The following is a 23,393-nucleotide window of genomic DNA, read 5'->3' as shown; positions in this document are numbered from 1 at the left end:
TGATTTAAACAATCATGGCATAATATTTTAAGAGAAATGAGGATAGAAGTGTATGGTTGAATTTGCAAGTAAAAAAACAGTCATTGATCAATCGATTCAATGGTGGAATCCTGGGAAAACCAGTCAATGGCAAAAAGATGGTATTGACTTGGTTATGGGGAAACGAGAAGGGTATTACTTTTACGATATGAATGGAAAAAAATTAATGGATGTCCATTTAAATGGTGGGACCTATAATCTGGGACATCGTAATCCTGAAATTATTGCTGCATTAAAGGAAGCCTTAAATGAATTCGATATCGGAAATCACCATTTTCCGGCGATGACACGTGCCCAGCTTGCAGAACAACTGTCACAATGCACACCTGACGGACTACACTATTCGATCTTATCTGCAGGTGGAAGTGAAGCCATCGATGTCGCCTTAAAATGTGCAAGATATGCTACGAAAAGAAAAAAAATCGTCTCCATCATCAATGGGTATCATGGTCATACCGGACTCGCTGTCTCATTAGGGAATGAACGATATTCACGCCCTTTCTTAAGTGAAGGGGATCCGGCAGAATTTATTCATGTACCATTTAATGATTTACATGCGATGGAGAGAGCGCTAATAAATGAAGATGTTGCCTGTGTCATTATCGAAACCATTCCGGCAACCTATGGATTCCCGCTTCCGGAAAAAGGATATCTATCTTCTGTTAAACGATTGTGTGAACGGTTTGGATCATTATATATCGCTGATGAGGTGCAAACGGGTTTAATGCGGACCGGAAAACTTTGGGGCGTTGAACATTATGGAATCGAACCAGATATTTTAGTTACCTCCAAAGGCTTCAGTGGTGGAATCTATCCGATTGCAGCTACCGTTGTGAGTAAAAAGGCTGGCAATTGGATGAATGAAGATGGGTTTGCCCACATCTCCACATTCGGCGGTTCGGAATTAGGCTGTATTGTGGCGATGAAGGTGTTGGAAATCTCCAGACGGAGGGAAGTACAGCAAAACGTAGATTTTGTAGCCCGTTATTTACGGACAGGACTTGAGACGATTAAGAACCAAAATCCAGACTTTTTTACGGGGATTCGCCAATTAGGTGTTGTGATGGGGCTGGAGTTCAGCCATCCACAAGGCGCCATCTTTGTCATGCAGCAGCTGTTTAAAAATGGAGTTTGGGCCATTTATTCCATGCTTGATAATCGAGTTCTTCAATTTAAACCTGGTTTACTTTGCGATCAAGACTATTGTGATGAGTTACTTTCAAAATGCGAACTTAGTATAAAACAGGCAGCAAAAATGGCTTATAGTTATAGCTGACCATTAGAAGGGAGAAATGAAAATGAGCAGCTCCTCAGTTGATCCATTACATGAATCATTAAATAAATTTAATGAAATTGCGAATTCCGCCCTTCCCTGTTACCCATTTTTATCGCAATCTACGATTCAACTATTAAATTATTCAGAAAATGCTACGTATCTCGTTCATGATTCAGCTGCAGGTAATAAATATATATTACGTGTTGGGCGCCCAGGATATCATACAAAAAAGGAAGTAGAGAGTGAGCTTGAATGGTTGATGTCAATTGATGAACATTCATCTATTCAGGTTTCCCTGCCTATTTTAGGAGGAAATAATGAATATATACAAGTAGTTGACTATCAAAATGATCTTTATTACTGCACCCTTTTCACATTTTTAGACGGTCAGGCCCCCAATGAAGAAAACGAGAGTGAACTTATCAGTCAATTTAGGAAGCTTGGCGAAATTACCGCGCAATTGCATGGACATAGTATCGATCACCGGGAAAATCTTCGGAAAATCCGCAGGCTCACCTGGGATTACGATACCATTCTAGGCTCCAATCCAAAGTGGGGCAGATGGCAAGATGGCCTCGGGATGACAGCGGAGCGAACAGAATTGTTTACGGATGTTTCAGAAAAAATTAGACAAAGACTGAACCAATTTGGAAAAGGACCTGATCGATATGGCTTGATTCATTCCGATTTACGGCTTGCTAATTTATTGGTTGAGTGCGAACAAATTAAGGTGATTGACTTTGATGATTGTGGATTTGGCTGGTATCTCTATGACCTGGCTACCTCTTTAAGCTTTATCGAGCATTTACCATATGTACCTTCCCTAATTGCCTCATGGTTGAAAGGTTATCGTGGGATTCGCCCCCTTTCAGAAGAAGAAGAGGCTGAAATCCCTACCTTTATTCTGATGAGAAGACTTCAGCTGATTGCTTGGGTAGGGAGTCGTGATAATGAGACTACGAGGGAATTAGGAAGCGGATTTACAGAGTCTACTGATGAATTGGCAAAGAGATTCCTGCAGGACGGGAAGATATAGGAAATGATCATAACGATAGTGCTTTTTAAGGTGGTGTAGGAATGGACGCGGAGTTAGTTGAAAAAATTACGAGATTAGTACTTTCGCGGCTGGAGGAAGAATCGAAAGGTTTTGTTCAAAATGGTTGGAGTGAACAATCTTTCGAAGTGGATGAAAGGGTAGAATATCCCCCCCTTACGAACGAGGAGATAAAACAATGGAACAATATTACCTCCACAGTGGGATTTTCAAAAAAAGTGGATGAAATCCCTTCGCACATAGTTCCGCTAACGATGGAAGAATTGAAAACTTGGAAAAACCTCTCAGTTTCCATGAGCCCAAAAGAACGGGAACATAGTCGGGTGAAATTTTCCTCGTATCACGAGTGAGGGGGGAATAGGAACGGGACAAATGGATTTTTAAGAAAAGTAGGAGGAATGAAGCATGGCTATTAATGGCGCACTTGGCATGATCGAGACAAGAGGATTAGTGGCATCCCTTGAAGCAGCGGATGCGATGGTAAAGGCGGCAAATGTCAATCTAATAGGTAAGATTCATGTTGGCGGTGGGATTGTGACCGTCCTTGTAACGGGGGACGTGGGCGCAGTTAAAGCAGCGACGGAGGCAGGAAGTGAAGCGGCTCAGCGTGTGGGAGAGATTCTATCTATCCATGTCATCCCTCGTCCACATAATGAACTGCAAATGATTTTGCCAAAATTTGAAGGATAACAATCTTAATATTTTTAACATATAAGGGGGTGAATGATTGTTCTAATCCCTGATGGTGAATGAAAGTGGTGCCGTAAACAGTCATTGTGATTGTCAACTCGATTGCTAACTTTTAAGGAGAGAAGGGAGAAAAAATGTCTAAAGCTGGTCTCGCTTTGTTTGAACAGAAATCTACCGGTGGAATCGCTCGGCAAATTAGTCCCATTGACACGATGATTTACTCTGCTGCAAATCCAGGGCTGATGTTTGCGCTCGTTTATATCATGTGGGCGCCGTTTCTGTATCCAGGTGCCCATATGGTCTGGGCCATTTTGGCTGTGGCACAGATGTTCATTATTGCAGGTCTTTACTGGTTATTATCAGTCTCGATGCCTAGGTCTGGCGGGGAATATATCTATATTAGCCGGATTCTCCATCCCTCGCTTGGTCTGATGGCAAGCTTTATGATTACTTTTACCTCTATCTCATGGACTGGAATTCTTTTAAACTGGATCATTAAATGGTCTGTAGTCGAATTCTTCTATTCAATCGCATTAATTAATGGAAATGATGGAGCATGGCTGAATTTAGCAGAGTTTTTCAATAGAAATTATATGCATGCGATTATTGGCACGGGCTTGCTGTTGTTTATCTACTTTATCTATTATAAAGGAACAAAGTGGATGGTAAGATTGGCGTACCTAACTTTGGGTGCTACTCTTGTTGGAGCTGTTGTCTTTATCATTGCAAACTTAATCACTGGGCAAGGAACGTTTGCAGCCAATTTTACACAGCTGACAGGTTTAGCCTATGGAGATGTCATTCCAATCGCTAAAGCTGATGGATATACAACGGAGTTCCTCTTCGGTGCAACGGTTATGGCAGGTTCAACCTACATCATCCTAAATACACTTGGATCAACCTTTGGAGCGAATCTGGCTGGAGAAGTGCGAAACGTTCAAAAATCTCAGTTAATGGCATTATTTGGATCATTGGCGATTTTAATGGTAGTATGGGCGATCTTTTATGCGATGTCCTATATTAACTTCGGGGATATCTGGTCCAATAGCCTGTATTATTTATATAATTCTGGCCATGAAGCCTATCCATTTAAAGGTTATGATCCATTTATTACCATAATGATTGGGATCATGACAAAGAATCCTGTGTTTGTGTTCTTAATTGCCATCTGTTTTGCTGTTGCTACCTTTGGATCAGCTGCTGGTTTAGGCTTTGGGCCATCACGTAATATGGTTGCCTGGTCATTTGACCGTCTGATCCCTAGTAAATTTATGGAACTAAATAAAAAGACAAATTCACCTACGTATGCGCTAAGAACCGTTATTATTGGTGCCTGGTTTTTCTTAATGCTGGATATTTTCGTCCCTGCTTGGACAGCAAATATTGCTTACACCATTTTTACATGGTTCCTAGCTTGGATATTCCTTGGGATTGCCGGTATTGTTTTTTCAACAAGAAAGAAAATTTTGTTTAATTCCTCACCACCTATCGTAAAGACAAAATTTTTAGGTATCCATTTAGTCACGATTTTAGGCTGGCTAACCTTAGCGATTAGCGTCTCGATTTGTTACTATCTCCTAATCCCATTCTTAAGAGGGGATTTACCATTTACGATGATTGTGGTCTCCCTGTGTTTAATGTTGATCCCGATCATCATCTATTTTGTGATGAAACGTCACCATGCTAAAAAAGGAATAGATATTGATATTCAATTCCAGGAGATTCCATCAGACTAATCAATTTTTCAAAAATTAATAGGATGAGGTGGGGACTTTGAAAATTTTTTATGCAGGCGATCTGCACGGAGGAGAAACCGCGTTTCGAAAATTCACCAATGCCGGTAAGTTTTATCAAGCGGATTTAGTTATTTATGGCGGGGATTTTACAGGGAAAATGGTCGTCCCGATTGTTGAAAAGTCCGGCATTTATACATGCCGATATTATGGCTCCACGGTGAAAGTAAAGAGAGCAAATGAACTGCCAGACTTGGAAAGAAATTTAAGGGATGCGGGATTCTATCCATTCTTAGTGACAGAAGAAGAGCTAAATCAACTAAAAGAGAGCGACGCGGAGCGAATTATTAAAGAAAAGCAAATAGAAGTGGTTAAGGATTGGGTCGATTTGGCTGATGAAAGGTTTAAAGCAGCAGGAATTCCTTGTATCATGATTCCGGGCAGCGTGGATGACTTTTATCTTGATGAGATACTCAATGACGGAAAGTTTGTGCAAAATGGGGATGGAAGAGTGATTGAGGTAGACGGATTTGAAATCCTCTCAGTGGGCGGCGGGAAGCCAAGTGTATTTAAGTATCCGCGTGAATTTAGTGAGGAAGAACTAGCGGAGAAAATTGAAAACGCTGCCAATCAGGTTCAGGATATGAATAAATGTATCTTCAACATTCACATTCCTCCCTACGACACCGATTTGGATCAAGGGACTTTGTATGATGATGAGTTAAAGCCTGTTCTCGACGGGGATTCCTTAGCAACAGCGCCAATTGGCAGTAAAGCTGTTCGTGAAGCCATTGAAAAATATCAACCCCTTCTCTCCTTACACGGGCATGTTCATGAAAGCCGGGGAGTGACCACTATAGGAAGGACAATATGTATTAATGCGGGAACAGATTATGATCAAGGCCTCCTTAGAGGCGCTTTAGTGGACGTGAATAAGGATGGAAAAGTGTCATATTCACTAACAGCCGGGTAAGCAATGCTTTATATGAAACTACTTCATTATTAAAAACGGAGTTGAGGTAATGGAAATTATTCACAAAGACCAATGTGTGCTGAAAATGTCACGCAACAATCCAGCGGTTAAAAAAGTAAAACCTGGGAGTATGGTCGTTTTTGAAACATATGATTGTTTCAGTAATCAAATACAGGAGGAAGATCAGCCGTTTAGCTCAGTAGGCTGGGATCAAATTAATCCTGCTACTGGCCCATTATATATTGAAGGGGCGGAGCCGGGGGATATATTAAAAGTGGAGATCTTAGAAATTAATATTGAAAGCAAAGGGGTTATGACGACGGCCCCGAAGCTTGGTGTTCTTGGTGATATTGTGACTGGGGAAACGACAAAAGTAATCCCAATCGAAGAGGGGAAAGCCATTTTTAATGAGATCATTCACATTCCCATTAAACCGATGATTGGGGTCATTGGGACGGCACCGGCAGTCACAGAAATTCCAACTGGCACTCCGGGAGAACACGGCGGGAATATGGACTGTAAGAAAATCGTCAAAGGCTCAACATTATATCTGCCAGTCAATGTTTCCGGTGCGCTCCTGTCAATGGGAGATTTACATGCGGTGATGGCGGACGGAGAAATTGTTATCTGTGGTTTGGAAATTCCAGGAGAAGTAACGATAAAAGTTGATGTGGTAAGAGGCGAAACTTATCCATTACCAATGCTTGTTAGTGAAGAGAAACTAATCACCATCGCATCTGCTAAGACATTGGATGAAGCGGCTAAACAAGCAACCATTAATATGCACACGTTTATTGTTGAACACCTTGGACTGCCGATTGATGAAGCAGGAATGCTATTATCCTTAGTGGGTGACTTAAGGATATGTCAGGTTGTTGATCCGCTTATGACAGCTCGAATGGAGCTGCCGCAATGGATATTGGATCAATATAAATTGAGAATAAAATAGAAGTATGCACGTGTTCGATGTGCTGAGGAGTGAGTTTTTGTATGAAAAAAAAACGTGGGCGTGATCTTGGATTGCCGTTTCCGGGTATACCAGGGGAATTTAATGCCATAACAGATGTTCCGGGTGTGGAAATTGGCTTTACTACAATTATTGAAGGTGAAGGGCAAGTACAAATCGGAAAAGGTCCAATACGTACAGGAGTAACAGCCATTTTGCCTCGCGGTAAAAAGGAAAAAATGGAACCAGTTTGGGCAGGTTTCTACAGTTTAAATGGGAATGGTGAAATGACAGGGGTCCATTGGATAAATGATGGCGGATATTTTCTGAGCCCAATCTGTATTACAAATACCCATTCAGTTGGAATTGCTCACCATGCTACAACAAAATGGATGGTGAATAACTATGAAAAACAATTCACTGATGAACATCTATGGGCAATGCCGGTAATAGCTGAAACGTATGATGGTGTTCTTAATGACATAAACGGCCAACATATCACTGAAGGGCATGTTCTTTCTGCAATTGACAGCGCTAAATCAGGACCAGTCGCTGAGGGGAATGTTGGCGGGGGGACCGGAATGATTTGCTACGAATTTAAAGGAGGAACGGGTACATCATCACGGGTTGTCACGATTAATGGTCAACAACAACATATCGGTGTGCTCGTTCAAGCAAACTTTGGATTACGTGAGTGGCTGACCATTCTAGGGGTTCCATTGGGAAAACATATGAGTAAAGAAAGTCTTTTAGAAAAGGAACAAGGTTCGGTTATTGTCATTATTGGGACTGATATTCCGATGCTTCCCCATCAACTGCAAAGGGTTGCAAAGCGTGCTGCCATAGGCATTGGCAGGAGCGGGAGCCCTGGGGGAAATAGTTCTGGTGATATTTTTCTTGCCTTTTCAACTGCCAATGAAATGGAAATTCCCCAATTATCAAAAGAGAAATTAACGATGGAATTTGTCAATGATGAGGTATTTGACCCCATTTACGAAGCTGTTTGTCAGGCAGTTGATGAATCAGTCGTTAACGCGATGATTGCTGCGGAATCGATGACCACTGTTAAACCATTTGGGAAAATCGTCCCTGCAATCAACCACGAAGAGCTTATGCAAATTATGAAAGAATATCATCGGATTTAGGTAACAACTTGCGTCAAGTAAGAGGCCTGTTCAAATTTGAGCAGGCCTCTTACTTTTACCTGAATGAAACTGGAAATAAAACAGTAAAAAATATGGAGCATGATTATGTTAAAATGATAGAAAGTCAGCATTTTCTGGAGGGAATAATGGGGAAACATAAAATAATGGCAGTTTTAGAAAAAGAATTAGTGATTGCACTTGGTTGTACAGAACCAGTTGCCATTAGTTTAGCTGCCGCAACAGCAAAGAGCAAAATTAATGGACAGATCAAGTCTATCAGTGTAAAAGCAAGCGGAAATATTATTAAAAATGCCAAGTCGGTTGGAATTCCTGGTATGTCGGCAAAGGGTCTAGAGTTCGCTGCTGCTCTTGGAGCGGCTGCCGGTGACCCAGAGAAAAAATTAGAAATATTAGATGGGCTTACAATGGAAGACGAACTGGCGGCATTGAAACTTATAGAAGCGGGAAAAGTAGCTGCCGGCCAGGCAGATACTCCGAAAAGGCTGTATATTGAAGTCATAGTTGAAACAGAAAAGCAGACTGCAATGGTTGTCATTTCCGATAATCATAGTAATATCACCTTAATCGAAGTGGATGGAAAGCCTGTCTATCTTGGCGGATGTGAGAATATCGGAATCCAGACTGAGGAAGAGGAATTGGAAGCGTTAACAATCGATGAAATATATGAATGGGTGTTAACCACGGACATTGACGACTTAGCACTTGTAAAAAAGAGTATTGAATTAAATAAAAATATTGGTTTAGAAGGACTTTCCGGTAATTATGGTCTAAATGTTGGAAAAACGATTCAAGATAATGTGAAAAAGGGGATTTTATCCAACGATTTAGCCACTGCGGCCATGTCGCTTGCAGCAGCGGGTTCAGATGCCAGAATGGCAGGATCAACACTTCCGGTAATGGCGAATACAGGGAGTGGAAACCAAGGGATTGCGGTTACACTTCCAGTTGTCGCCGCAGCAGAAAAGCTGCAAGTGTCCGAGGACAAGATGATTCGGGCGGTTGCTCTTAGTCACCTGATAACCATCCATATCAAATCTAGATTTGGCCGCCTTTCTGCCTTATGCGGGGTCACCGCAGCGGGAATGGGGGCAAGTGGAGCAATTGTTTATTTATTGAACGGGGGCCTTCAACAGATAAAGGCAGCCATTCAAAATACAATTGGCAACGTGTCAGGAATGATTTGCGACGGAGCAAAGGCAGGCTGCGCCATGAAGGTTTCAACTTGTTCCAATGTCGCTGTCCAGTCCGCATTACTTGCCTTGAACCATCAGGAAATACAGTCAACAGACGGCTTTATTCACGATGATGTCGAAAAAAGTATTGAGAGCTTCTGCAAACTTGGAAATGAAGGTACAAGGCAAACAGATGAACTGATATTAAAATTAATGTTGGAAAAATAAAACGAGGTTCGCATTCCCGTTGGAGGACTTTTTACTTCTCGATTTCTTGTGAAAGTCCTTCATCATGGTTATGAAGGACATTTTACTTGATTATTTTGCATAAAAATTTTCGGTATAGTAGGGCTGTGATTGATCATTAAAAGCAACGCCTACTCCTAAATACTTATATCCCTTACGTAAAATATTTTGGCGGTGGCCAATCGAGTTCATTAACCCTTCATGGGCAAAAATACTGCTAAATTGACCATAAGCAAGGTTCTCTCCAGCAAGATAAAAGATAATTTGATCCTCCTTCATCCGATCAAATGGCGATTGCCCTTTAAGGTTTGTGTGATCAAAATATTGATTAACAGCCATATCCATGCTATGTTTCCGAGCAGTTTCTTTTACTTGATTATCCCATGACAGAATGGGAAGCTGGTGCTCCACACGAGATGCATTTGTTAAATCGAATAGCTGGTATTCAAATCCTTCCTTCAATTCCGGACTTGCACTAGTGTAGAGTTCATGTTTCTTTTGTTCCAAATCTTTGTTGATTAATTGCATGGCAGTCACTGTATTGTTTTCGTGTTTGTCGTAGAAAATGGTAACATAGACTTCGTCTAGCAGATATACATCATAGTCCGCATTTTCTTGTATTTGCAAAATAGTCAGCCCCTTTTGAATCCCGGACAGTGGTTTTCCAAGCACAGCTCGAACGGTTTCTTTCGAACTACCTCCCTTAATCCCATTGCTAGAGGCAATTAAATCTTGATTTGTGTATAAACCAACTGCTTGATTTTTATCATCGAACATGACCATAAAAAAGCTTTGATAATTGTTGTGAAAAGCATACCACTTTTCCCCATATTCATTCAGCGATTCCCGGTTTGCCTGGCCAAGTTTGTTTTCAATATCTTCTTTGGTGGCGCCGAGCTCTATATTATGAATGGAAAAGACTTGATCAGCTGGGGTTTTTAACGTTACCTTTTCTCGATCAGCTGGCTCTTCCGTTAGCGGATTTTTATCTAAAAAAAGGCCAAGCTGCTCTACAAATTGTTTGACCTCTCCAGATAGAGATTCGATGGCTGCCTGAATTTCAGGATTTTTCTTGACATCATTTAATTTAGTTTCAATTTGTTTCATTGAAACTGCGTAATCGGAATTTGCAAATTTTTGTTTAATAAATGGTCCAGAAACATATAGTATAAATAGTATGACTAGAATTGAAAAAATTCGCCCCATCATCTCTCCTCCATTTCTATTAGAATTGTAACCAAACGAATTTAATTGTATAAGCAATATGCTTACGTTCAATACAAGCGTATTAGTTAAAATTCGTGAAAAAAACGGGTTTACTATATTATGATAGATGGATTTATGAAATCAAGTGGAAAAAAAATGAATCGATGTAGTGGAACGCACAAAAAATTTGAAAACAACAAAAGGAGATACGATGTTAGAAACTGGATGGAATTTTGAAAATAGTTATGCCCGTCTCCCAAATTCTTTTTTTACTTTACACAATCCAATACCCGTCGAGGAACCAGGGTTAGTTATTCTCAATGCGCCTTTGGCGGAATCACTTGGATTGAATATAGAGGCGCTGCAGAGTGAGGATGGTGTGGCGGTTCTTGCCGGCAACCGGGTACCCCAGGGAGCTGAGCCGCTTGCGCAGGCATATGCAGGTCATCAATTTGGGCATTTTACAAAGTTAGGGGATGGACGGGCTGTGCTGCTGGGAGAGCAGATGACGTCTAAAGGAGAACGAGTTGATATTCAGCTTAAAGGGCCAGGGAGAACACCATATTCCCGCGGCGGTGACGGACGTGCGGCACTCGGACCGATGCTGCGAGAATACATCATCAGTGAGGCCATGCATGCCTTGGGTATTCCTACCACCCGTAGTCTAGCTGTCGTCACAACCGGTGAAGCTGTCCAGCGTGAAACCGCTCTTCCTGGTGCCATCCTTACTCGTGTTGCTGCTAGTCATATTCGAGTAGGTACCTTCCAGTACGTGGCAAAATGGGGAACAATGGAGGAGCTTCGGACACTCGCAGACTATGCAATTAGCCGACATTATCCCGACATTGAAGCGGATGAAAATCGATATCTACGGTTTCTTGAAGAAGTAATCAAACGCCAGGCGGCACTTGTAGCCAAATGGCAATTGGTTGGCTTTATACATGGGGTGATGAACACTGATAATATGACAATTAGTGGAGAAACAATTGATTATGGTCCTTGTGCCTTTATGGATACATATGATCCCGCAACGGTTTTCAGTTCTATTGATACTCAAGGACGCTATGCCTATGGCAACCAGCCTTATATGGCGGGATGGAATCTCGCACGGTTCGCTGAAGCTCTCTTACCGCTGCTAGATGAAAATCAAGAGAAGGCGGTTGAAAAGGCTCAAGATGCAATATCTCACTTTTCAAAAATATATGAAGCGAATTGGCTCGAGGGAATGCGAGCGAAACTTGGAATATTTAACGAAGAATCTGATGATGAAAAGCTAATAAATGACCTCCTTAGTTTGATGGAAAAGAATCATGCGGATTTTACCAATACATTCAGGGCGCTAACATTGGCTAATAATGAAGAAACTGGTTTGAATGGTGAGCCAGAATTTGCGGAGTGGTACGGTAAATGGAAAGCTAGATTAGACCGGCAGGAAGAATCGAAAACCTCTGTAGAACAATTAATGCGAAACAGTAATCCTGCGGTAATCCCACGAAATCATCGGGTAGAAGAAGCGCTGGAAGCGGCAGTGGAACAAGGTGATTTAATAGTGATGGACCGGCTGCTTAAAATTCTTTCTAATCCTTATGCCTATTCCCCTGAAAAGGCGGAATACTGCACACTTCCTGAGCCATCAACTGGTAGATACCGTACTTTCTGCGGAACCTGATATTAGTTTTAAAAAAACAGTCACACATTTAAGTATTTCATCATATAGTAACTTCTGTGTGAGAAATAATCAGGAAGGAAGTATGATGATGAATAACAACCAAATCATTACACCAACTAAAAATGATTTCAAGGATGGAGAAAATGGCTTCAAGATCGTTGAATTTAATGTCACTGATCCCACCGAAAGTTTATTTTCAGTAGTTACTCCTATTAAAAAGCAATAAGAGCGTTTTAAACTATCTTTTACATAGAAAGATGGTTTCGAATTTTTGGGCCCAAGTGCCAGGTATCTCATTTTTTCGAGGGTGATTGGCACTTTTGGTTCAGTTAACATGAGAGATTTTGCGACAAAAAAATAATTTGACATTTTCGCCTAACATGTTAACATTATCCATGTAAGGTAATCAATACAAATTAATAATTGAAGTTTATCCGCTAGAGGTGCCTTTTTAAAGGGCTGAGATTGAAGTGCTACTTCGGGACTCTATGAACCTGATCTGGATCATACCAGCGTAGGGAAGTGGAAACATGAATATTTGATGAACAAAAAATGTTCTTTTTTCAAATTTTCAACCACTTTCTTATCTAAAGGAAGTGGTTTTTTGTTTTTCACAGTATGCAATAAATGGCGGAATCTTCTGAAAGGGGTAACTTGTATTTTCGAAGATAAAGAATTTCATATCATATCCAATGATAAGATGCCGATCGAGCAGTTTCAGGAAATTGTAAAGGATATCGAGCCCTATGTGACAGCAATACATTTACGGGAAAAACAAAAAACAGCCCGTGAACTATATGAAATGGTCCAACAATTAATTTCTGCAAACATCCCGCTAGCAAAGATTATTATTAATGACCGCCTGGATGTGGCCTTAACAGCAAAGGCCGGTGGGGTGCAATTAGCTTTTCACAGTTTAGAACCAGGTGTTGTGAAGGAAAATTTTCCTCAGATTCGGATAGGGAGTTCGATTCATTCTTATCAGGAAGGAGTGGCTGCAAAAGTAAATCGTGCAGATTATGTGATTTACGGTCATATTTTCCCTTCTCACTCAAAACCAGGAATGGCCCCGAAAGGCTTGGAGGAATTATCAAGGATAACACAACTTGACATCCCAGTTATTGCAATTGGAGGTATAACACAAGAAAATGCAGCGAGGGTAATACAGGCAGGAGCACAAGGAATAGCAGTTATGTCGGGTGTTTTAAATGCAGGCGATCCACTGGCAGCAGTTAAGTCATACATAAAAGTGTTGAAAAATGGAGGTGGAAAAAGTGGGGAATTCAGCTGATGTAATTATTATCGGTGGGGGAATCGTCGGAACTTCCATTGCCTATCAGCTATCAAAAATGGGAAGAAAAGTGATTATACTCGAAAAGGATCAACTAGCGTGCCAAGCAACTAGAGCTGCCGCAGGAATGCTGGCCTCACAAGCGGAAATCGAACAAGATGGTCCATTATTCCAAATGGGGTTAACAAGTCAATCTATGTTTTCAACTCTCGCAAATGAATTATTGGAATTTTCTGGAGTAGATATTGAGTTTGTCAATAAAGGATTGTTAAAAATTGCTGAAACCGAAGAAATAGCATCCGAAGTAAAAAAACAGGTTGATTTTCAAAGGGAGTGGGACCCTGCTATAACTTGGCTTGATAAAAAGGAATTATTAGAATTGGAACCATCCTTATCTCCAAGCATTTCAGGGGCAATGCTCATTCCTAACGATGGACATGTGCAGCCGGCAAAGTTAGCAAAAGCATTTACACAAGCAGCTGCCTATTTTGGGGCCGAGATTCGAGAACATACGGAAGTCGTTTCTTTAATATATGAAAATGGTCAAGTTAGAGGGGTTAACACGACCAATGGTGCTATCCGCAGTGAACAGGTTGTCGTTGCCGCCGGGGCATGGGCTTCGAAACTATTGTGTGAAGCAGGTCTGGAGATAAATGTTTATCCAGTAAAAGGAGAATGCTTTTCTGTCAGACCGGAAAAGCCGGTGATTAGCATGACCATTTTTTCCGACAAACGTTGTTATCTTGTACTAAAACGAAATGGGGAAATTTATATTGGTGCCACCATGATTGAACATACATTTGATCAAACAGTAACACCTAAAGGGATTGCTAGCTTAATTGAAAGAGCAACAAATCTGGTTCCCCAGCTGAATGAAGCAGCATGGGAGCGCGTATGGTCCGGTATTCGGCCACAGACAGGGGATGGGTTGCCATACATTGGCGAACATCCCAGCCGGAAAGGGCTATACGTTGCAGCAGGGCATTTCCGAAACGGGATTCTATTAAGTCCCATAACAGGGAAACTGATGGCAAACCTTTTAACTGGGGGAATAACTGACCAAACGCTACTCTCAGCTTTTCATTTAGAAAGACATAAAAAAATAGTTGTATAGGAGGCACGGTATGAATGTTGTCTTAAATGGTGAGTTAATCAAACTCCCTGAACAAGTTGTTTGTATTGCAGATGTTCTAAATCATTTTGAAATTCAGGATAAAATCGTTGTCGTAGAAGTTAATGGTGAAGTCATAACGAAATTAGAACACCAGATTACCAGATTAGCAGATAAAGATCGAATTGAAATAGTCCATTTTGTAGGAGGCGGTTAATATGTTGAAAATTGGTCCTATATCCTTTCACTCTCGTTTATTATTAGGAACAGGAAAGTATCCAAGCTATGAAATTCAAAAGGAAGCAGTGGACGTATCTAATGCTGAAATCCTCACATTTGCTGTAAGACGTATGAATATTTTTGAACCAACCCAACCCAACTTTTTAGAACAGTTGGACACCACTAAATATACGCTTTTGCCAAATACTGCAGGGGCAAAGAACGCTTCAGAGGCTGTGCGCATTGCAAAATTAGCAAAAGCCTCGGGTCTTTGCGATATGATTAAAGTGGAAGTCATTGGCTGTGATCAAACCTTACTCCCGGACCCAGTTGAAACCCTAAAGGCAACAGAGGAATTAGTAAAGGAAGGATTTATTGTTCTCCCATATACCTCAGATGATGTGGTTTTAGCCAGGAAGCTTCAAGAAATTGGCTGCCATGCGGTCATGCCAGGGGCTTCGCCAATAGGTTCCGGTCAAGGGATTATCAATCCAGTAAACCTAAGTTTTATTATCGAACAGGCTGAAGTGCCTGTTATTGTGGATGCTGGAATTGGCTCACCAGCCGATGCTGCCTTTGCGATGGAATTAGGGGCCGATGGTGTGTTATTAAATACTGCAGTGTCAGCGGCAAAGAATCCGGTAAAAATGGCAAAAGCGATGAAGCTTGCGATTGAAGCTGGACGATTAGGATATGAAGCCGGTCGGATTGAGAAAAAGCGGTATGCAGCAGCAAGCAGTCCTAAGGAAGGAATGAGTATCGGGTGAATCCACGCTACTCAAGACAAGTATTATTTTCACCAATTGGAAAAGTCGGACAGCAGCTAATTTCCACTAAGCATGTACTTATCATAGGAGCAGGAGCACTTGGTACAGGCAGTGCCGAAGCATTGGTCCGCGCGGGAATTGGTAAGCTAACCATTGTTGACCGTGATTATGTGGAATGGAGCAATTTACAGCGGCAGCAGTTATATACAGAAGAAGATGCTAAAAAACGAACCCCTAAAGTCATTGCAGCCAAACGACGCCTATCGGAGGTTAACTCAACAGTGGAATTGGAGGCAATAATCGAAGACGCTTCAGCCTTTGAGCTTGAAGAATGGGCTAAAAATGTGGATTTAATCATCGATGCAACGGATAATTTCGAAACAAGAATGATGATAAACGATGTATCGCAAAAGGTTGTTGTTCCATGGATATACGGGGCTTGTGTCGGAAGCTACGGCATTTCCTACACATTTATTCCCGAGAAATCGCCTTGCCTTTCTTGTTTATTGGAATCAGTTCCTCTCGGAGGATTAACCTGTGATACCGCCGGGATTATAAGTCCAGCCGTTCAAATGGTTGTTGCTCAACAAATAAGTGAAGCAATGAAAATTTTGGTCGGTGATTTGGAAGCATTGCGAAACAAACTCGTTTCCTTTGATTTATGGAAAAATCAGTATAGTGCGATTAATGTTGATAAATTAAAAAGAGCGGATTGTCCTTCTTGCGGGGTAAACCGGTCCTACCCTAATTTATCTTTTGAAAACCAAACGAAAACAGCAGTACTTTGCGGAAGAGATTCTGTTCAAATCCGTCCACCCAGTCCAACCATCAGGGATTTGTCTGGGCTAGAAAAAACATTGGCAAAACAAGAAGGAACTGTGCAGTTGAATCCTTATCTCTTATCATTTACGGTGAATTCTCATCGATTAGTATTTTTTAAAGACGGAAGAGTCCTCATACACGGAACGAAGGATATTTCTGAAGCAAAGGCGCTATACCATCGATACCTAGGTTAAAACTGACATTGAAAAAGGTGTGTAAACTGACACACCTTTTTTTAGTATCCGCTATTTTTCAGCGACTTGGACGCCATGATTCCTTACATACAAATAATCCAAAGGCAATAAATTGTTTTTCTAAAACGCTTCAGAACTTGACCCCAGTAATGTAATTCGTTAAAGTGATGGGGCAGGAGGTAATAATAGTGGAAAGAAAACCAAAGGCAATTTTTTTAGATATGGATGGGACGATCTTAAACCATCAAAATAAGGTAAGTATACATACAAAAGAAATTATAGATGATTTACGAAAACAGGGTTTTTTTATTTTTATTGCTACAGGAAGAGCTTTTGGCGAAGTTGAAGGGTTAGTACCGCCGGGCTTTCAAGTGGATGGAATTGTTACATCTAATGGTATGGCAGGGTATGTTACGGATGAGGTTGTTTTTAAACATACACTTTCGCTTGAATTGGTGGAAATGGTTATTCAAAAAGCGAGAGAACATAAGGTGTACTATGAACTTTTTCCATACGGATCCGCCCGTATCACACTAAAACAGGATCAGGCGTATGTTGTAGCAGAAATAAGAGATCCTAAACCGGAAACTGTCGGAATGAATGAGTGGCTTTCCCGGAAACAAGCGATAAAAGAAGACATTGCTTGGAAGGATCATATAGAAGGCAACGAATTCTCCAAATTTTATTTTTTTGCCAGGACAAAAGAACATATCGAATGCTGGAAAAAAGAACTGGAGCAATTAAAGAAGGAAATTGATTTTACGATGTCAGTCTCTTCGGAGCACAATGCCGAGGTGATGGTGGCGAACGTCAATAAAGCAACCGGTGTTCAAGAAATGTTAAATCACTTTGGCTTGTCTTTGAAAGATACGTTGGCAATCGGCGACAGCGACAATGATTTGCCAATGCTAAGGCTCGTTAATTACGCTGTAGCAATGAAAAATGCACCCGATCGCATTAAAGAAATCACTGATGACGTAACGGATTTTACCTGTGATGAAGACGGTGTTTACTATTACCTGAAAACTAAATTTGGTGTTTTATAAAGATTGCAAGGCAATCTCCTGTTTTTTGGAGTGAGCCTTGCTTATTTTATAAGTTTTAACCGTCCTGTAACTAAAATTGCAAGAAACTTCAATCTTTTAGCATTTCGGTTAGCTAATAAAAAAGTCCCCCAACTCTTTATTTTACTAATGAGTAAAAAAAGGATTTTCTATTCCTGTTTTTGGGTATTCTAAAGACGAGGTGATATAATGGCTGCTGTAAAAATAGGCGATATGATTTCCTTTAAACGTGAGGGGAAAAACCTTGAAGGGGTCGTTTCTGGCATAAGGGAGAATTCTGTTATAGTCAATTACGGGTATTCAAAAGACAAAGACGAACCACTCACAACCATTGTGAATCATAAAAATTACAAAATAGCAAAATCAAATAGTTGACAGAATCTCCGTTAATTTCAAAAAAAGGTCTCAGACACCATCACATTATTAAATATTGGAAGGTCATTTGTAAAAATTGTTTCTCATTATTTATTTTTATAACAATACGAAGCAGTAGGGCCAGTCCCTTGGTGAACGCATTCACTGGGAGACTGACCCATTTTTCATACACATGCATTAGCACAGGATTATATTAGCGGCTGCGTCTCCACGCTTCCTTAAACACGAATAAACCGAAGACAATAAAAGCAAGGAAACCAATTATCGCGATAAGAATGTTTAAAATATTGCCGAGATTTCCTAGGCCAAGTAACTCGAAAAACTGGGTATAAGTTCCCAATCCCGCAAGCAAAAGCCAAACTGCTCCTGTTATAAACCCAAGAAAAATTCCAAAAATACCCCAGGAAGATTGCCCATGACTCATAGAATATCACCTCCTGTCTAAGGTTGTTCACCATTAATGTATGCGTTTACTTAATACCTTGACTATGATTATACAAAATGTGGGCTCAACCCTGGGCGAAAATGAGACTATGGAATCAGATCCTAGAAAATGATTGGTGAAATACTAAAAATGCCTCCATGAAAAGTTGGAGGCAGAGTGTGTTAAACTGTTTTTGTAATGTTACTTGATTCCTTAAGTGTGCATTTAATATTGATTTTGGCTTTTAATCACTGATTGATTAAAATTAATAGCCAACTTCAACCGATGCTACAACTATGTACATCAAATCATTTTTATCTCCCTTATCTTCAAGGACTATCCCGCTAGTCGTCTTCATTCCGCCATCCATTACTTCTACCGAAACTTCCCCATATGGGAGGGCTTCTTTTACAGCCGCAATATCGAGCTTTTCTTTGTCGCAAGGAACGGCGAGTTTCACATTCACTCTCATATTATCTAAATTGTTTTCAGGGAGCACCGAACGAATACCAGGCATCGAATTAAAGTGAATCGCATTTTTTACAGCACGAACTGCCGCGTGGGTAATATTTTGACCGTGCACATCAATCCCCATCCCAGTTTCAATAAACATTAATTTTTCCATGATTATACATCTTCCTTTCCAATTGCTTTCACCAATTTATTTTACCGTTTTTTATTGAGTATGTTAAATACTCGCGTATAGGTAGCGGAATTATCCTTTATAGAGGGAAAAAATCCAAAAAATAAAATAAAGTTCTTGTTCACACGCCATTTATCACTATATTCCCAGTATTTCAGCCAATTTCGCTTGATCAAATCCCATGATAATCTCTTCACGATCTTCGTCTTTGATAATGGTTGCTGGTGTAGCCGCAGCCCCTAGTTCAATAAGTTCTTGTAAATATTGATCGTTTTTACGTATATCTTTTTCCACAAACTCAATCCCATTTTCTTTTAACCATTGTTTTTCCGCATGACAAGGCGGGCACGTCTCTTGAGAATAAATAATCACTTTTTTCATTTTACTACCTCCCTTTCATTACAGCTATTGTACAATGAAATCTGATTCCATGGGTAAAATAATGTCCCATAGATACATATTCACCATCTTCAAAGCATGCAGTATATGGAAGGATATGGCTAAAAAGGTAAGCATATTGCTGATAATTTCTCGAGTTTGGATGACAGACCATTATACGGCAAAATACACTGTTTTTACGACTTTGTATGACCTGGAAATCAATGATAAGATAAAAACCAACGTAAAAAGAACAATTCGCCAAGTGAAAAAACTGAAAGGAATGATTTAAAATCGATCATTTACAATTAAGTTATACGAGCGAAATGGAAAAAGCGATGCATAGTGCTCATGGTGTAGGTTATGAAGAGTATATGAGGCATCATTCTGTAAGAATGAGGGTCGAAAAAAGCCGTGAAATGTATTATAATTCGTGTCGTAGAATGGTTGCTGAACTAGACCGGCTTGTTCATTATAATAATCGTTTAAAGCTATGAATGAAAAGGGAAACCAATGTGAAAGAATGAACAATGGTTTCCCTTTTTGATAGTAAATTTTTATAAAAATTGTGGATTTTATTTCATAATCCGCCACAAGAAGGATTCCTATCGTTCTCACTTTGATTGGAACTCGTTTTTTCTAAATTGGCAACAGAGACTGACTCCATCCCATATCCAGTAGAACTTATTTCAAGCACTTGTTCATTTCCTTTTTTCTTTAAGTTTGTGTTTGTTTCATTTTGAAATTGATCAAAATTTTCTTTTTCCAACAGATAAACCTCCTTGATATTTATTAACTCGTTAAAAAATATATACTATCTAAAAACACCATTAATCGCATTGTCAAAATCGTTCCAAATACGATCTCTATTTTGTCCTTTTCGAAGATCGTTCGAATAGTTTGTCATACGGCCAAAGAAATCGGTATCGTAAGAAATATAGACAGTATCAATTGAGTTATCAGCCGCATGAACTTGTTTTTCTATTCGCTTGTCAAGTGGAGAGGATACTTTCTTATAGTTGGTGTTATCACCAGTTCCAACCTTACGTCCGGTGGTTCTAGTAGTACCCCTTCGTTCGCTCCCAGTTATTTCAGTATTATCAGTCCCCGTAGTACCATCATAATTCCGTTTAACATCCGCCCCGGAATTTCCAAGTTTAAGACCTGTACCTGTATCTCTTGTACCAGTCATTCCAGATGTTCCTGGAGCTATTCCTCTATTACCGTCCAGATGATTTTGATTTAAACTCACCGCAACATATGCATCATTATTTCGAATAATGACATGGGCCTGATCGACTTCTTTTAAGAGTTCCACATTCTTACTCGCCCGGCTGGATAAACGTAAGTTTTGATTTGTTTTATTGGTTGGAAAGAAGTCATTATTTTCGTTATTTCTAACATTTTTTGCTCCCAAATTCTCATTTCTGTTTCCTGCGACATTATCATTATTGTTACAACCGGTTATACCCAATAAAGCAGTTGCTAATACGAAAGTAAGTACCCCTTTTTTTGCCAAGAAAATCACTTCCTATAAATAGTCTTAATTATATATTGACCATTTTTTGCGCTTCAATTCTTGTCTTCAGCAGGAAATATATTTTGTTGCTCTAATCAAATTCTTCAATTTATGCAATGTAGACTGGAATTAAAAGCAGAAATGTCCCATTTCCATGTGGAAGTGGGACGAAATATAAAATGTGTTATGGGAGATAAGAAAAGTACAAACAATTGATTCCAGCCTGACCCCTAGAGGAGTAAGCATAACTTCTTTAAGGGACTGGTCCTTTTTAACCCAGTTTCCCATCAATATCTGATGTATCTACATGATTGCCAAACCAGTCTTTTAATTTTTCTTTTGCTTTATCTTTAATATCATCATCAATGTACATTGCCACTTGGAGGAGGGCTACTCCTAATGCTCCCAAATCATCTGTGAAACCTACTCCAACCGCAAAATCAGGAATTAAATCAAAAGGCAGAATGAAATAACCTAAAGCTCCAATAATGATGGTTTTAGCTTTCCTTGGGACTTCTGGCTTTTGAAGAGTAAAATATAAGAGTAAAACTGCATACACAACGGATGAACCCGCTTTTTTGCCGAATCTCTTCAATTTGTTCCAAAACTTTTCATCAGTGAAATTTTTACCTGCGGCTTCCATGCTTTTTTTGAATTCTTCTTCATTCTTTGACATTTCACCAATCCCTCCTATGTCTTAATGTTATTTTACAATATAAAAGGAAAAAAATATGTTATTTTAACTTATTACACACGGATCATATCGGGCAAATACAATCAAGATGCCTTTAGGCAAGCAGGTTTAAATGTATTTTACCTAACACTAACTACAACAAAAAAGGATATTTTGAACTGTGTAGAGAATTTTTTATCTACCATTCATAAAAGATATTTCCTTTATACGCGTATAATAGAGACTATTTCTTTTTTTGATAGTCAAATGTGACTAAATAGTACCCGAAAATGACTAGAGAACAGGAGGGAATGATTTGGCTGCTCAAAATATCGATGAAATTTTATTGAAGGAAATTATTACTCACTCCTTTGACGAGATTTTTATTACAGATGGTGAGGGGAATGTTTTGGAGGTGAGTCCCTCGTGCTATGAATTATATGGAGTAGATCCGGATCAACTGATTGGGGGAAATGTGATAGACCTTGAAAAGAAAGGTTTTTTGAATCCATCTGTTACAGCCCTTGTACTAAGGTCCAGTCAGCCACTTACAATAGTCCAAGAGACAAAGGCAGGAAAGAAAATTCTGGTGTCTGCCTATCCTATTTTTAAAAATGGCAGCTTAGTTCGAACGTTAAGTTTTTCGAGAGATATTACAGAATTTGAAAAATTAAAGGAAAGGAATGAACAAGTTGCTGATACACTAGCAATCTACAAAAGGGAAATAGAAAACATCAAGAGATTGGAATCCCTTCTTTACGAAAATTCAAAAATGACCGAAATCAATAGTCTTGTTTCTAAGGTTGCCAATCTTGACGTTACCGTTTTAATCGAAGGTAAATCTGGTGTTGGAAAAAGCCGAATTGCTCAATTACTGCATAATCAATCTGTAAGAGCTAAAGAACCTTTTATTGAAGTGAATTGTGGTGCTATTCCTGAAACATTATTCGAGTCAGAGCTTTTTGGATATGATGAAGGCGCATTTACTGGTGCAAAACGGGGAGGAAAAAAAGGGTATTTTGAATTAGCTGCGTCGGGTACGATATTTCTCGATGAGATAGGAGAGATGCCTCTTAACTTACAAGTAAAGCTTTTAACCGTTTTGCAAAACCGAAAGATAACTAGAATAGGAGGGAGCAGGGTCATTGATATCAACTGCCGGATTGTTTGTGCGTCCAATCAAAGCCTTAGAAAGCTGGTAGATGAGAAAAAATTTCGCGAGGATCTTTATTACAGAATTGATGTGGTCAAACTGGTGATCCCACCACTTAGAGATAGAAAAAATGAGATTCCTACTCTGATTCATGAATTTGTAGAAGTTTTTAATAAAAAATATAATATAAGGAAGCAATTTTCCCCAGAAATGATTGATTGGCTTTGTCACAAGGATTGGCCAGGGAACGTTAGGGAACTGCAAAATTTCATCGAGAAAACCTTGGTTACTTCAAATGAGGATATCATACAATTCAAACCTTCTCAGCAAGAGCTTCAAGTAACGAATGGTGAATCCTCTCTCACATCATATATGGAATCAATCGAAAAGGAGTTCATCAAGCGAATGTATAAAAAGTATCCAACCAGTATTGCTCTTGCAAAAGCATTACAAATTAGTCAATCATCAGCAAACCGAAAAATTCAAAAATATATTAAAAAACCGTGTTAGTCATTATTGACTAACATTTTCTATAGAAAGATTGTTTTAAGCGTTTTTTCAGTTTGGCATAGTACTTGCATTAACATTAA

At 39.7% G+C, this 23,393-nt stretch carries 26 protein-coding genes and 1 riboswitch; of the genes, 19 read left to right on the top strand and 7 right to left on the bottom strand.

The genetic code is table 11. The features are described 5' to 3' along the window. Positions 1–52 precede the first annotated feature (52 nt). From FAY30_RS13970 to FAY30_RS13930, 9 genes are all read left to right on the top strand, one after another. On the top strand, positions 53–1,315 hold the full coding sequence (locus FAY30_RS13970; RefSeq protein WP_149870454.1) for a class-III pyridoxal-phosphate-dependent aminotransferase: 1,263 nt from the start codon (positions 53–55) through the stop codon (positions 1,313–1,315). Between the two features lie 22 nt (positions 1,316–1,337). Next, a complete protein-coding gene (locus FAY30_RS13965; protein WP_149870453.1) occupies positions 1,338–2,351 on the top strand; it encodes a phosphotransferase enzyme family protein in 1,014 nt (337 codons plus the stop codon). Positions 2,352–2,392: 41 nt separating this feature from the next. After that, on the top strand, positions 2,393–2,719 hold the full coding sequence (locus FAY30_RS13960; protein WP_149870452.1) for a hypothetical protein: 327 nt from the start codon (positions 2,393–2,395) through the stop codon (positions 2,717–2,719). Positions 2,720–2,774: 55 nt separating this feature from the next. Further along, positions 2,775–3,059: a BMC domain-containing protein gene (locus FAY30_RS13955; protein WP_149870451.1), complete on the top strand. Its 285-nt coding sequence runs from the start codon at positions 2,775–2,777 to the stop codon at positions 3,057–3,059. A gap of 134 nt (positions 3,060–3,193) precedes the next feature. Further along, positions 3,194–4,795: an APC family permease gene (locus FAY30_RS13950; protein WP_149870450.1), complete on the top strand. Its 1,602-nt coding sequence runs from the start codon at positions 3,194–3,196 to the stop codon at positions 4,793–4,795. A gap of 37 nt (positions 4,796–4,832) precedes the next feature. Further along, a complete protein-coding gene (locus FAY30_RS13945; RefSeq protein WP_190284648.1) occupies positions 4,833–5,765 on the top strand; it encodes a metallophosphoesterase family protein in 933 nt (310 codons plus the stop codon). A gap of 49 nt (positions 5,766–5,814) precedes the next feature. Then, entirely contained in the window at positions 5,815–6,714 is a 900-nt protein-coding gene (locus tag FAY30_RS13940) for an acetamidase/formamidase family protein (RefSeq protein WP_149870448.1), read from the top strand. 41 nt (positions 6,715–6,755) lie between these two features. Then, positions 6,756–7,856 (top strand): DmpA family aminopeptidase, encoded by a 1,101-nt coding sequence (locus FAY30_RS13935; protein ID WP_149870447.1) that lies wholly within the window; start codon positions 6,756–6,758, stop codon positions 7,854–7,856. Between the two features lie 146 nt (positions 7,857–8,002). Further along, positions 8,003–9,277, top strand: a complete 1,275-nt coding sequence (locus FAY30_RS13930; protein WP_149870446.1) for an L-cysteine desulfidase family protein — start codon at positions 8,003–8,005, stop codon at positions 9,275–9,277. Positions 9,278–9,367: 90 nt separating this feature from the next. Here FAY30_RS13930 and FAY30_RS13925 read toward each other — a convergent pair whose 3' ends face one another. Next, positions 9,368–10,501, bottom strand: coding sequence for a CAP domain-containing protein (locus FAY30_RS13925; protein WP_149870445.1), 1,134 nt, complete (start codon positions 10,499–10,501; stop codon positions 9,368–9,370). Between the two features lie 211 nt (positions 10,502–10,712). Here FAY30_RS13925 and FAY30_RS13920 point away from each other — a divergent pair, with 211 nt between their 5' ends. From FAY30_RS13920 to FAY30_RS13885, 9 genes are all read left to right on the top strand, one after another. Next, positions 10,713–12,170 carry a protein adenylyltransferase SelO gene (locus tag FAY30_RS13920; RefSeq protein WP_149872710.1) on the top strand — a complete coding sequence of 486 codons (1,458 nt, stop codon included), beginning with the start codon at positions 10,713–10,715 and terminating at the stop codon, positions 12,168–12,170. Positions 12,171–12,258: 88 nt separating this feature from the next. Continuing rightward, positions 12,259–12,396 (top strand): hypothetical protein, encoded by a 138-nt coding sequence (locus FAY30_RS27190; protein WP_190284647.1) that lies wholly within the window; start codon positions 12,259–12,261, stop codon positions 12,394–12,396. Between the two features lie 203 nt (positions 12,397–12,599). Continuing rightward, a riboswitch (TPP riboswitch) is annotated at positions 12,600–12,708 on the top strand. Positions 12,709–12,774: 66 nt separating this feature from the next. Next, complete coding sequence (locus tag FAY30_RS13915; RefSeq protein ID WP_223820780.1) at positions 12,775–13,461, top strand: thiamine phosphate synthase; 687 nt, start codon at positions 12,775–12,777, stop codon at positions 13,459–13,461. Next, positions 13,445–14,575 (top strand): glycine oxidase ThiO, encoded by a 1,131-nt coding sequence (gene thiO / locus FAY30_RS13910; RefSeq protein WP_149870443.1) that lies wholly within the window; start codon positions 13,445–13,447, stop codon positions 14,573–14,575. Before FAY30_RS13915 ends, thiO begins: the two co-directional genes overlap by 17 nt. A gap of 10 nt (positions 14,576–14,585) precedes the next feature. Then, a complete protein-coding gene (gene thiS, locus FAY30_RS13905) occupies positions 14,586–14,789 on the top strand; it encodes a sulfur carrier protein ThiS (RefSeq protein ID WP_149870442.1) in 204 nt (67 codons plus the stop codon). A gap of 1 nt (position 14,790) precedes the next feature. Next, positions 14,791–15,558, top strand: coding sequence for a thiazole synthase (locus FAY30_RS13900; RefSeq protein WP_149870441.1), 768 nt, complete (start codon positions 14,791–14,793; stop codon positions 15,556–15,558). Then, a complete protein-coding gene (locus FAY30_RS13895; protein ID WP_149870440.1) occupies positions 15,555–16,574 on the top strand; it encodes a thiazole biosynthesis adenylyltransferase ThiF in 1,020 nt (339 codons plus the stop codon). Before FAY30_RS13900 ends, FAY30_RS13895 begins: the two co-directional genes overlap by 4 nt. Positions 16,575–16,762: 188 nt before the next feature. Further along, positions 16,763–17,620 (top strand): HAD family hydrolase, encoded by an 858-nt coding sequence (locus FAY30_RS13890; protein ID WP_149870439.1) that lies wholly within the window; start codon positions 16,763–16,765, stop codon positions 17,618–17,620. 207 nt (positions 17,621–17,827) lie between these two features. Continuing rightward, complete coding sequence (locus FAY30_RS13885; RefSeq protein ID WP_149870438.1) at positions 17,828–18,013, top strand: DUF2187 family protein; 186 nt, start codon at positions 17,828–17,830, stop codon at positions 18,011–18,013. Between the two features lie 193 nt (positions 18,014–18,206). Here the strand turns inward: FAY30_RS13885 and FAY30_RS13880 are convergent, their stop codons facing one another. From FAY30_RS13880 to FAY30_RS13855, 6 genes are all read right to left on the bottom strand, one after another. Then, entirely contained in the window at positions 18,207–18,437 is a 231-nt protein-coding gene (locus tag FAY30_RS13880) for an ABC transporter (RefSeq protein ID WP_149870437.1), read from the bottom strand. 265 nt (positions 18,438–18,702) lie between these two features. Continuing rightward, positions 18,703–19,062, bottom strand: coding sequence for a Lin0512 family protein (locus tag FAY30_RS13875; protein ID WP_149870436.1), 360 nt, complete (start codon positions 19,060–19,062; stop codon positions 18,703–18,705). 156 nt (positions 19,063–19,218) lie between these two features. Continuing rightward, a complete protein-coding gene (locus tag FAY30_RS13870) occupies positions 19,219–19,461 on the bottom strand; it encodes a glutaredoxin family protein (protein WP_149870435.1) in 243 nt (80 codons plus the stop codon). Positions 19,462–20,038: 577 nt separating this feature from the next. Beyond that, the gene (locus FAY30_RS13865; RefSeq protein WP_149870434.1) at positions 20,039–20,227 is read right to left on the bottom strand and encodes a hypothetical protein; all 189 of its coding nucleotides are present in this window, start codon (positions 20,225–20,227) and stop codon (positions 20,039–20,041) included. 45 nt (positions 20,228–20,272) lie between these two features. Beyond that, the gene (locus FAY30_RS13860; RefSeq protein WP_149870433.1) at positions 20,273–20,977 is read right to left on the bottom strand and encodes a YhcN/YlaJ family sporulation lipoprotein; all 705 of its coding nucleotides are present in this window, start codon (positions 20,975–20,977) and stop codon (positions 20,273–20,275) included. A 271-nt stretch (positions 20,978–21,248) separates the two neighbouring features. Continuing rightward, positions 21,249–21,653: a YkvA family protein gene (locus tag FAY30_RS13855; RefSeq protein WP_149870432.1), complete on the bottom strand. Its 405-nt coding sequence runs from the start codon at positions 21,651–21,653 to the stop codon at positions 21,249–21,251. A gap of 313 nt (positions 21,654–21,966) precedes the next feature. Here FAY30_RS13855 and FAY30_RS13850 point away from each other — a divergent pair, with 313 nt between their 5' ends. Then, the gene (locus tag FAY30_RS13850; protein ID WP_149870431.1) at positions 21,967–23,313 is read left to right on the top strand and encodes a sigma-54 interaction domain-containing protein; all 1,347 of its coding nucleotides are present in this window, start codon (positions 21,967–21,969) and stop codon (positions 23,311–23,313) included. Positions 23,314–23,393: the final 80 nt, after the last annotated feature.

Origin of the sequence: Bacillus sp. S3 (genome assembly GCF_005154805.1) — a bacterium.
Taxonomy (GTDB): Bacteria; Bacillota; Bacilli; order Bacillales; family Cytobacillaceae; genus Neobacillus.
Note: the sequence above shows the minus strand (reverse complement) of the source record. Positions and strands in the feature narration are given on the sequence as shown.

Coding starts and splice junctions, on each gene's coding strand:
- FAY30_RS13970 (WP_149870454.1), top strand. CDS start 53: ATGGTTGAATTTGCAAGTAAAAAAACAGTCATTGATCAATCGATTCAA.
- FAY30_RS13965 (WP_149870453.1), top strand. CDS start 1,338: ATGAGCAGCTCCTCAGTTGATCCATTACATGAATCATTAAATAAATTT.
- FAY30_RS13960 (WP_149870452.1), top strand. CDS start 2,393: ATGGACGCGGAGTTAGTTGAAAAAATTACGAGATTAGTACTTTCGCGG.
- FAY30_RS13955 (WP_149870451.1), top strand. CDS start 2,775: ATGGCTATTAATGGCGCACTTGGCATGATCGAGACAAGAGGATTAGTG.
- FAY30_RS13950 (WP_149870450.1), top strand. CDS start 3,194: ATGTCTAAAGCTGGTCTCGCTTTGTTTGAACAGAAATCTACCGGTGGA.
- FAY30_RS13940 (WP_149870448.1), top strand. CDS start 5,815: ATGGAAATTATTCACAAAGACCAATGTGTGCTGAAAATGTCACGCAAC.
- FAY30_RS13935 (WP_149870447.1), top strand. CDS start 6,756: ATGAAAAAAAAACGTGGGCGTGATCTTGGATTGCCGTTTCCGGGTATA.
- FAY30_RS13930 (WP_149870446.1), top strand. CDS start 8,003: ATGGGGAAACATAAAATAATGGCAGTTTTAGAAAAAGAATTAGTGATT.
- FAY30_RS13925 (WP_149870445.1), bottom strand. CDS start 10,501: ATGGGGCGAATTTTTTCAATTCTAGTCATACTATTTATACTATATGTT.
- FAY30_RS13920 (WP_149872710.1), top strand. CDS start 10,713: ATGTTAGAAACTGGATGGAATTTTGAAAATAGTTATGCCCGTCTCCCA.
- FAY30_RS27190 (WP_190284647.1), top strand. CDS start 12,259: ATGAATAACAACCAAATCATTACACCAACTAAAAATGATTTCAAGGAT.
- thiS (WP_149870442.1), top strand. CDS start 14,586: ATGAATGTTGTCTTAAATGGTGAGTTAATCAAACTCCCTGAACAAGTT.
- FAY30_RS13900 (WP_149870441.1), top strand. CDS start 14,791: ATGTTGAAAATTGGTCCTATATCCTTTCACTCTCGTTTATTATTAGGA.
- FAY30_RS13885 (WP_149870438.1), top strand. CDS start 17,828: ATGGCTGCTGTAAAAATAGGCGATATGATTTCCTTTAAACGTGAGGGG.
- FAY30_RS13880 (WP_149870437.1), bottom strand. CDS start 18,437: ATGAGTCATGGGCAATCTTCCTGGGGTATTTTTGGAATTTTTCTTGGG.
- FAY30_RS13875 (WP_149870436.1), bottom strand. CDS start 19,062: ATGGAAAAATTAATGTTTATTGAAACTGGGATGGGGATTGATGTGCAC.
- FAY30_RS13870 (WP_149870435.1), bottom strand. CDS start 19,461: ATGAAAAAAGTGATTATTTATTCTCAAGAGACGTGCCCGCCTTGTCAT.
- FAY30_RS13855 (WP_149870432.1), bottom strand. CDS start 21,653: ATGTCAAAGAATGAAGAAGAATTCAAAAAAAGCATGGAAGCCGCAGGT.